Below are 10,045 nucleotides of genomic sequence, written 5' to 3'. Positions count from 1 at the left end.
AGATAAACTTAACCTAAAGCGCGATCGCCTTGTTTCTAAGTTTGTTCTTTAGAAATAGTTTAAAAGCTTAAAGCTTAAAGCTATTAGCTTAGAGCTAATAACCATTTGACAAACAGCGTAGTCTCTTAACTTGTCACCAATGGGGAATTGGTGATTAATTATCTCCCTATCTCCCTAAAGTGACAGAAGAGAGTTAATTACTAAAGCTGGTAGTTGTCAACAACGGTAATCAAACAAGCTATAGGAAACAAGAGGTATTCAGCAAAAAATAATTTCCAAATAAATTGATAAAAATCGGCGATCGCACTTTTCTGTTCTAAGTCTACATCCCGACTACGCCACCAGAGTAATCCTAATAAAATTAGATGGCTAGCGACAAAAAAGCTCACATTTAAAGCAGTTAGCCAAAATAATCCCGCTGCGATCATGCCACAATAACAAACTGTAATTACCCCACGGGAGAGATTAAATACTGCTGGTTTACCGATTACCAGGGTAAAAGTATTGATATTATATTGTTTATCTCCCTCTAAATCGGGGACATCTTTAAAAATGGCGATCGCTACGGTAAAGAGTAAGATAAATAGGGTCAAAGTCCAAACATAAGGATTTAAAACTTCTCTGCCATTAAGTTTGTCTCCATAGTGTAAAAACAAGCCAATGTTAACAATGACCCCCCGTACGGTCAAAATACAAAAAGCTGCCCAAAAGGGAAACTGCTTTAAGCGGATCGGTGGTGTTGAATAGGCTGTACCAATAACCAAACTAATAGCTACTGTTGCGAATAACCATGTCCCTGATAACGCAGCCACAATTAAGGACAGGCATCCTGTGACTCCAACAATTAGTTTGCCTTGCCCAAGGGTAAATTCTCCTGAAGCTAAGGGCAATTCTGGTTTATTAACTCGATCTATTTTAATGTCATAAAGCTGATTTAAGCCAACTATATATACATTGCCACACAGACAGGCAAACCACACAGCCATCATCTGCTTTAAATTGACAGGGTTAATCATTGTGCCTGTAGTTGCCAGGGAGATAAAATATAGCGCCAAAACGCTTAGACTCGTGCCGATAATTGTATGGGGACGAGAAAATTTCCAAAAACTTTTAACCCAATTCATATTGTTCAATTTGTTCAATCCGATATTTAGCTTGATTTAATTGATGTTTAAAAGCGATCGCCACAGATCATTGAGTGATTGCTGTGCCTTAGTGAATGGCTGTTGTCGATTCAGAAAGACACGGGCGCAGTTACGTCCTGGCATTCCTGAAATTGATCCCCCTGGATGAGTTCCTGCTCCTGTTAGATAAAGGTTTTTAATTGGCGTAGTGTAGTTGGCGATTTCTGGTAGAGGACGTAAAAAGATCATCTGATCTAGAGTCATATCCAAATGATAGTAGTTGCCTTTATAAGAACCTAGTCTTGCTCCTAACTCCGCAGGGCTTTCTACCCGACGGGCAATAATTGAGTTTTGCAGATTGGGTGCATATTCCCCTAACTTCTTCAGCACGTTATCGGCAGTTTGATTTTTTAGTTCATCTGTCCAACCAGTGCCGTCTAATCCTGTTCCTTCTTTGCCTGCGATTTGATAGGGCGCAAAAAATTCGATCCAAAGAGTATGTTTGCCTTCTGGGGCAAGGGTGGGATCGAGGACGCTGGGAATGTCCAAATACATCGAAGGGTTGGCGTCGGGAATTTGTCCCATGGTGGCTAGAGAGTGAGCCTGCTCGACATGAGCTACAGAGTCAGCAATCAATACTGTACCGATTAAATGTTCCTGAGTTTCTGTTTCTAAAGCAGTAAAGCGGGGTACTTCCGACAGGGCGCAATCGATTTTGAGAATAGTTTCGTTGTTGTTGGTAATACGGCGATCGACTTTATCTCGTAATTCAGGCTTAACTGCATCGGGAGCAATTAACTGTAAAAACAATCTCCGCACATCAATATTGGAAATTACGCCTTGATTAGCTCGATATTCTTTGCCCCCAGCAACTCTTACGCCGATCGCTCGATTATCTTCAACGATCACTTCTTGAACCATTTGCTCAGTTAAGATTTTGCCCCCTTTAGCCATGACCAACTTAACTAGGGCCTGAGTTAATGCCCCTGTCCCTCCTTTGGGTCGAGCCATCCCAGGATGGTGACGCATGGCTAGCATCATTAAACCTGCGGTAATGCCCTTTTGTGACGGTGGCGCACCAATTTCTGCTGCTAATCGTGCCAGGGGAGCTTTGACGATCTCGGTGTCAAAATACTCATTCAGCAAGTCTTCTGGAGAGGTGATCATTGTGCGGATAAAGTTTAAAGCCTTATCCTTAGAACCAGCGATCGCCAAAACATCCGCCAGATTTTTGCCTTTGTAACCTTTGGCAATGCCCAAAATAGACTGGGGTGGGGCATTAAAAAAAGGCGCGATCGCACTCATTAGTTTTGACCAGTAGCCAATAAACTCAACATATTTTTCGGCATCTCTGGCGCTATAACGAGCGATCGCTGCTTTGGTTTTGGTTAATGATTGATGTGCTAGGAAGTATTTTCCATCTGGGTGTGGACAAAAAGTATGAGGGTCACAGGTAAGGTATTTTAAGCCGTATTTATGTAGCTGCAACTCTTCGATGACTGGGGCTAAAAAAATAAACTCATGGTCAATCGCACAAAGATTAAACTTGAATCCAGGGGCTTCTTTGGGGATAGCTTCTTCGGTGGTAGCAGCCCCTCCAGGTACAGGACGCTTTTCTAACAGCAAGACACTATAGCCTGCATTTAAGAGATATGCCCCACAAACTAGTCCGTTGTGACCCGCGCCAATTATGATCGCATCATACGCTTCCATCAAATGTTTATTATTCCCCATTTGTAGACTTTAGCTGTTTATCAATTGAGAATAACAAAATAAGCTTGACTAAGGATAGTTAAAAGCCAAAGAAATTTTAAGAGTTATTAGCAATTTAATCCTACATAAGATATAAATTAACCTAAAAATTGATTTTATTATTTATGTTAATTCAGTGTAATAATGCAACTTTAGTTAGAAGCTATATCGAATAAACTTTAGATAGATTGTTATTAATCACAGATTGTAAGTAGAGCGAACTGCTTTTCTGGATTTACTTTGCTTAAATAATTAAAATTCCCTGAACACACCCTATGAATAGAATCAGCGCAGTAGCATCTTCTCTCAGAAAAATTAATTTCAAGCAAATTTTTACCTATATTGCCTTTACAGCAATATTATTTTTAGCCACCTTGTTTAATAATGACTATGCCAGCGCAGCAGCTAATCAAAGCAAGACTACATATCCGACAGACGATAACAATGTAAATGGTTTACTGTATTCAGATTCGGATCGCGTTGAATCGCTAAATAATGTCGATGATGTTGTTAGTCCCGAAGAACAAAGCCAATTGTTAGACCCTACTCAAATTCCTGCCAAAAAACAGCCAAGTATAAATCGCGCCGATCCCAATGCTAATTTATTAGAAAAAACTAAGCAGATGTTTGATGACGCTGCTAATTTCTCGGGCAACTAATATTACATTAAAAATCAAAGTTTAAGCGAATCGCCTTTTACAATTGGTCTGGAAGGCGATTTAATCGTGTTAATCATAAGTAGTAGTGCCAAAAAAAAATTCTTAGTTTAAGCTCTGCAAAGAAGAGATTATTCACTAATAAGCAATTTTTGTGATCAGAGGAAGTAAATATTTAGCTCTAAAATTATTTTGTTTAAATCTTACCTAATTTTTATCTTTCTACTAAATTCAAGCAAGCTTTCAATCTTCCAAACATGATTTTGGCAAAAGTAGCAATCTTATCTCTTTCAGCTGCGATCATTTTGCTATACTGGTTCTTATCTTTAATTTTTAATAATTACTTCATTATATGAATTCTCTTGTTCAAATAATTGAACCTGAAGGTATTTTAGATAGTACCAAAAGTGCTGAATTTCAACATCAGGTTGAGCAAAGTGTGGAAAGCGGTGTAGATACTATCCTAGTAGATTTTCGCCAAGTTACATTTATGGATAGTTCGGGGCTAGGCGCTTTAGTAAAAGCCTTGAAAACGGTTAATGCTGCTGAGGTCAAGTTTTTTTTATGCTCAGTTAATGAACAGGTTGGAATGTTATTTGAATTGACCAGCATGGACGATTATTTCACTATTTTAAGCGATCGCCAAGAGTTTACCCAGCAGTTAAATAATTCTGCATAAATCAAATAGCAAAATCACCGATGATTTTATGTTTTTTTTCAATAGAGTTACTCAAATATTTCAAACCTTGAGATACTGATGTGACTTAGTTCGATGAATTTTTAAGAGCAAAACTATTTCAAAACTCGACTGGCATTTAAAATCGCCAACAGTGCTACCCCTACATCGGCAAACACGGCTGACCAAAGAGAGGCTATGCCTATTGCTCCAAGCAAAATAAATACTGCTTTAACTGCCATTGCCAGAATAATATTCTGCCAGACAATCGAGCGAGTTTTACGAGCTATGTCTATTGCTTCTGCTACTTTTGAAGGGGCATCGTTCATCAGCACCACGTCGGCAGTTTCAATGGCTGCATCCGAACCCAAAGCACCCATTGCTATACCCACATCGGCTCTAGCAATTACAGGGGCATCATTAATTCCGTCTCCGACAAAAGCTACCTTGCTCTTTTTGCCAGATTTACGAAGATATTGCTCGATCGCCTCTACCTTATCTTCTGGTAGTAATTCGGCTTTGTAGGTATCCAAATTGAGTTCATCAGCAACATTCTTAGCTACAACTCGGTTATCTCCCGTCAGCATTACCGTTTCGGTAACTCCTACTTTTTTGAGTCTGGCGATCGCTATAGCTGCATCTTCTTTGATTCTGTCGGAGATTAAGATATAGCCAGCATATTTCTGATCTACTGCTAAATGAACCACCGTACCTTTAACATTGCAGGTATCATGTTGTATATTCTCTCTGTGCAATAGGCGATCGTTTCCTGCTAATACTGACCTTCCTTGAACTTTAGCGCGTATACCGTGTCCTGGAATTTCTTCATAGTCGGTGACATCAGCATCGGCAATTACGCCGTCGTCAGCTTCAACAATCGATCTCGCTACAGGATGATTGGATTGAGATTCGGCGATCGCAGCAAGAATAAGTATTTCTTTTTCGCTGTAGTCGTTATAAGGAGTTACTTGAGTTACTTCAAATACACCTTCGGTTAACGTTCCAGTCTTGTCAAAAATAACTGTTTTAACGTTAGTTAAAGCATCCAGAAAAGTCGCACCTTTGACTAAAATTCCTCTTTTTGCTGCACCCCCAACCCCACCGAAGTAACCCAAAGGAATACTAATAACTAATCCGCAGGGACAGGATATAACTAGCAAAACCAACGCCCGATAAACCCACAGTTCGCTAGATGCACCTGGAATAAGTAAAGGCGGTAAGATAGCAACTGCTAAAGACAAGAAAACTACTATAGGAGTATAGTAACTGGCAAAGCGAGTAATAAATTTTTCGGTTGGAGCTTTTTTACTGCTGGCATTTTCTACTAAGTCTAAAATTTTAGCGATGGAAGATTCGGCAAATAGCTTAGTAACTTGAACGGTCAATCTACCAGTTTGGTTAATCGCACCTGCTAAGATGATTTCTCCTTCTCTAACAGTTCGGGGTACTGATTCTCCTGTAAGTGCCGAGGTATCCACCTGTGAACTCCCCGATAGTATCTCTCCATCTAAAGGTACTTTCTCCCCAGGCTTAATTACGATCTCATCCCCAACTTTAACTTTTTCGGGGTTAACTTCTGTGATTGTCCCATTAATAACTAAATTTGCCTTGTCGGGACGTATTTCTAATAATGACTTAATCGAACGACGCGATCGCCCCACTGCAAAGCTCTGAAACAGTTCACCCACTTGAAAAAACAGCATTACTGCTACACCTTCGGGTATTTGATGAATGGCGATCGCCCCTATCGTAGCAATGGTCATTAAGAAGTTTTCATCAAAGATTTGACCCCGCAGAATATTGCGTCCCGCACTGGTTAAAACAGTCCAGCCACTAAGCAGATAGGCAGGAATTAAAACGGCGTATTCGGCGATCGCACCTGGAGTATTATGCAAAGGCTGGTTATAAATTAATCCAATTAGAAATAAAACTACTGCAATACTTAAAGGAACAAGCTCTCGGCGTAAATCGAACTCACCATGTTCGTGGCTGTGGTCATGACCGTGGTCTTTGTGGTTATGCCTTTCATCAGTAGAACAGCACCCAGAGGAATGTTGATTTGACATTATCGAAGCAATTTAAAAGCTTTATACTTGAATAATTGAATAGTTGTTCAAATGATATCCAAAAAAAGCTAATTTAGCGATGAACAAAAGTAAAGAATTAAACCTCGTCCAAATGTTCTGCTACTTCACGATAAAGATTGCCAATGTGCGCGTCTGCTAGACTGTAATAAACATTACGACCTTCACGGCGATGTTTAACTAAGCGAAGGTTTCGTAACAAACGTAACTGGTGGGAGACAGCGGATTCACTCATCTTTACTACCGCTGCCAAGTCGCAGACACAGAGTTCGACTTTGAAAAGTGCGGAAAGAAGCTTTAGTCGATGAGGATCTGCCATTGCCCCAAAAAACTGAGCCATCTGCTGTGCTTTCTCTGTGGTGACGATTTCAGATTGCACCTGGCGGACTTGCTCCAAATGAACTAGAGAGGAATCACAAGTCGGTGTGCCTGATTCTGAAGAGGCTTGCTTTTTTGATTTATTAACTTTACTCATTTTTATAGACTGTGATGCTCTATCAGTTTTGTCGCTGACAATACTGGGTTAATACAGTTTTAACTTTGCTTTTATGATAATGATACTCATTATAAGCCTGAATGTCTATTCAAATGAACAGATAAAATTATTGTTCTCCTCTTTATTTGTTGCAAACATTTAAATATTTCAAATAAGATTTCTATCCTCAGAGAGAAGATATCTAGTGCATTAACCTAATAAGGTGAAATGCCAGATATGATAAATTAGCTGATTCAAAATTTTGACAGTGACAGTGACAGTGACAGTGACAGTGACACCAAACTATTCCTCATCTCAACACCAATCATGATGATTCCTCCTTGGCTGGGAATTGGGCTTGTTACCTTAGCAGTTCCCTTTACCTGTAACCGCTTCATTTCCAGCAGGGATTTTCGCTGGTTTAAAAACTTGCGCCGTCCTGATTGGCTAACTTTTGAATGGGCGATTCCGATTATTTGGACGGTGGTTTTCATCTGTGGAGCATGGTCGGCATATAATGTTTGGCAAGCCGATCCTGGTAGTATTTCTACGTGGTTAATGATGGGGTTTTATCTGGTGGTGGAAATAGCGATCTCACTTTATACCGTTGTGATGTGTAAATCCCGTAGTCTTAAGATCGGCACAATTATTGGGGGAACTGGGTTTTTTCTGGGGGCAATATTGGCTGTGATGGTGCAGTCTAGATCAAATCTTGCCTTCTGGCTACTTGTTCCTTATTTGCTTTGGAGTCCTGTAGGAACGTTTGTTACCTGGCAAATGATGCAGCTAAATCCTCTAGATGTCTAAGCTTTTTTGATAGTTTAAAATAAAATAATCATTAGTAAATAATTGATTAGATGAAGTTCGTCCGTGACCCTGATATTGCGATTAAGATCGATCAAATGAAACGTCGGGTATGCTGGCAGGAAAGCTTAATCTCAGACAAGGCGATCGCTCAAACTAAATTGGTGATTGATGATGCAGACACTGATAATCCTAATTTTTCCTTTCTAGTCATTGGTGATAGTGGCTGTGGCTCTCATCTAAAATATCATCCCCAACGTCAGATAGCCGAAATGATGCTCCAGGAGGAAGCCCGCTTTGTGCTGCATATGGGGGATGTTGTTTATCATGTCGGGTCAAAAGAATACTATCAGCAAAATTTTATTGCTCCTTATCGAGAATTCTTAGTAGGAGGAGAAAAATTCAAACAGCTTGCTTATAATCGCCTAACCTTTAAAACTCCTTTTTTTCTAGTTCCAGGCAATCACGACTATTACGATTTACCTTTAATCTACGGTATTTTGGCCCAGGCTACCTGGTTACCTCGTCGTTTGTTGCGGGGAAAAATTGATTTAGATGTGGGGTGGCATGGCTCAGGACAGGGAGATGCTTATGCTCGAGCATTTCTCGATTATTTAGCTGAACTCAATTTAGGTAATCTCAATCAACACCTAGACACCCACTACACAGCACAACATACAGGCGATCGCTGTCTACGATATCAGCCAGGCAAATTTACGCGATTTCCCAATCGTTATTATACTTTTTGCTATGGTGGGATTGACTTTTTTGCTTTAGATTCCAACACTTTTAACGATCCTCTGGCTATTCCTGACACACAAGAGGGAGCAGAAAGACGAAAACAGCTTCTAGCTCGTCAGAGTCAATTTATTGAGAAAGAACAAGAGATTCAAGCTGCAATTGACCGACTAAATCCGTATGATAGTGACGATGCCGAACAGATCGATGACTATTATGCCAAACTAGAACACATTGCAGAAAGCCAAAGAGATATTGAAAAACAACTCAATCAACAGCAGCAAATGACTGATTGGGAGCAGCTTGACTGGTTTAAAACTAGTTTAGTTACATCTTGGCAAGACGAAAATATTCGGGGTAGAGTCGTCTTTTTTCATCATCCTCCCTACGTTACGGAGGCTACCAAATGGAATCAGGGACAGACTTTGGCGGTACGCGATCGCCTGCGTCAAGTATTTAACGATGCAGCAGCGGAAATAGGTGCATTGCCTGAAGGACGCTCCATCGTCGATTTAGTCTTATCGGGACATGCTCACTGTTTAGAACATCTTCAAACCAAAGATACAGGACATGCGGATGCTCATATTGACTGGATTGTCTGTGGTGGTAGTGGTCATAGCTTACGCCGTCAACGAGAAGAAGGTACGGTACTATATCAAGATGCTGATTTTAATCAACCCATTGGTCAATCCCGTTTATTCGTCGGACGAAGTGGCGATCGCCGCAATCATAAACGTCCCTATTCCTATTTACGGATTGATGTGCAGGCAGGTAAAAAACCAAAATTTACCGTCAATCCTTTAGTAGCTGAATGGAGTGAACATCAATGGCACGAATATGCGATCGACCCTTTTGTAGTTTAACCCAATTAAAGATGGCAGCAAAACTATCCAAATCTTGTTTGTAGCCAACTAAAAATTTACTCAAAATAAGGATTTGAGCTAATCCCGAACTCAGGTTAAGTATGAAGTTACAGTAGACAATATTCAGTCTCACAAATTATGAGCAGCAATCAGCATTTGAAAATAGCAATGCTAGTCTTAGTCGGGATGACTTTGGTGGCTGCACCAGTCCAAGCAGAGACAGTAGCCAATAGTGGATTTTACCCTCAAGAACTATTACGCAACGCTCTCCAGTGGGTTAATGATTTAGGTGCGATCGCGCCAATTGCCTTTATTTTAATTTATATTGTTGCTACTGTAGCCTTTCTTCCTGGTTCAGTGCTTACTTTGGGCGCAGGGGTACTATTTGGAATTGTCCCAGGTTCTCTCTATGTGTTTATGGGCGCAACTATTGGCGCAACTCTCGCCTTTCTAGTTGGTCGTTACATAGCAAGAGGTTGGATCTCCCAGAAAATTGCAGGAAATCAAAAATTTAGCGCAATCGATCGCGTTGTTGGTCAAGAAGGTTTCAAGATTGTTTTTTTGACGCGACTGTCTCCCGTATTTCCCTTTAATCTTTTAAATTATGCTTTGGGAGTTACAGGAGTAGCTTTAAAAGACTATATATTAGCTTCCGTGGGGATGATTCCAGGCACAATCATGTATGTTTACATCGGGTCTTTAGCAGGAAGTATTGCCACTATAGGTGGAGAAACAGACGCTAATCCTGTCGCCCAATGGGCAATTAGAATTATTGGCTTGATTGCGACTGTGGCAGTGACTTTTTACGTCACTAAAATTGCTCGTAAGGCATTGGCTGAATCGATTGACACAACTGATACTGCTAATGGCTAA

General features: G+C 40.4%; 9 protein-coding genes. 5 read left to right on the top strand and 4 right to left on the bottom strand.

Annotated features, from left to right (window positions below):
• Nucleotides 1-200: 200 nt before the first annotated feature.
• Together C7B62_RS15160 and crtO are read right to left on the bottom strand one after the other, a co-directional pair.
• Complete coding sequence (locus C7B62_RS15160; RefSeq protein WP_106238133.1) at nucleotides 201-1,124, bottom strand: homogentisate phytyltransferase; 924 nt, start codon at nucleotides 1,122-1,124, stop codon at nucleotides 201-203.
• 36 nt (nucleotides 1,125-1,160) lie between these two features.
• Complete coding sequence (gene crtO / locus C7B62_RS15155; protein ID WP_106238130.1) at nucleotides 1,161-2,837, bottom strand: beta-carotene ketolase CrtO; 1,677 nt, start codon at nucleotides 2,835-2,837, stop codon at nucleotides 1,161-1,163.
• Nucleotides 2,838-3,151: 314 nt separating this feature from the next.
• Here crtO and C7B62_RS15150 point away from each other — a divergent pair, with 314 nt between their 5' ends.
• The gene (locus C7B62_RS15150; RefSeq protein ID WP_106238126.1) at nucleotides 3,152-3,535 is read left to right on the top strand and encodes a hypothetical protein; all 384 of its coding nucleotides are present in this window, start codon (nucleotides 3,152-3,154) and stop codon (nucleotides 3,533-3,535) included.
• A 349-nt stretch (nucleotides 3,536-3,884) separates the two neighbouring features.
• Nucleotides 3,885-4,211 carry an STAS domain-containing protein gene (locus C7B62_RS15145; RefSeq protein WP_106238123.1) on the top strand — a complete coding sequence of 109 codons (327 nt, stop codon included), beginning with the start codon at nucleotides 3,885-3,887 and terminating at the stop codon, nucleotides 4,209-4,211.
• A 113-nt stretch (nucleotides 4,212-4,324) separates the two neighbouring features.
• Here C7B62_RS15145 and C7B62_RS15140 read toward each other — a convergent pair whose 3' ends face one another.
• Together C7B62_RS15140 and C7B62_RS15135 are read right to left on the bottom strand one after the other, a co-directional pair.
• Entirely contained in the window at nucleotides 4,325-6,274 is a 1,950-nt protein-coding gene (locus C7B62_RS15140) for a heavy metal translocating P-type ATPase (protein ID WP_106238117.1), read from the bottom strand.
• A gap of 97 nt (nucleotides 6,275-6,371) precedes the next feature.
• Nucleotides 6,372-6,767 carry a helix-turn-helix transcriptional regulator gene (locus C7B62_RS15135; protein WP_106238113.1) on the bottom strand — a complete coding sequence of 132 codons (396 nt, stop codon included), beginning with the start codon at nucleotides 6,765-6,767 and terminating at the stop codon, nucleotides 6,372-6,374.
• A gap of 330 nt (nucleotides 6,768-7,097) precedes the next feature.
• Here C7B62_RS15135 and C7B62_RS15130 point away from each other — a divergent pair, with 330 nt between their 5' ends.
• From C7B62_RS15130 to C7B62_RS15120, 3 genes are all read left to right on the top strand, one after another.
• Nucleotides 7,098-7,574: a TspO/MBR family protein gene (locus C7B62_RS15130; protein ID WP_106238141.1), complete on the top strand. Its 477-nt coding sequence runs from the start codon at nucleotides 7,098-7,100 to the stop codon at nucleotides 7,572-7,574.
• A 50-nt stretch (nucleotides 7,575-7,624) separates the two neighbouring features.
• On the top strand, nucleotides 7,625-9,172 hold the full coding sequence (locus C7B62_RS15125) for a metallophosphoesterase (protein WP_106238109.1): 1,548 nt from the start codon (nucleotides 7,625-7,627) through the stop codon (nucleotides 9,170-9,172).
• 138 nt (nucleotides 9,173-9,310) lie between these two features.
• Nucleotides 9,311-10,045 (top strand): TVP38/TMEM64 family protein, encoded by a 735-nt coding sequence (locus C7B62_RS15120; RefSeq protein WP_106238105.1) that lies wholly within the window; start codon nucleotides 9,311-9,313, stop codon nucleotides 10,043-10,045.

Origin of the sequence: Pleurocapsa sp. CCALA 161, assembly GCF_003003995.1 — a bacterium.
Lineage (GTDB): Bacteria > Cyanobacteriota > Cyanobacteriia > Cyanobacteriales > Xenococcaceae > Waterburya.
This window is presented reverse-complemented; position numbering and strand designations above follow the sequence as displayed.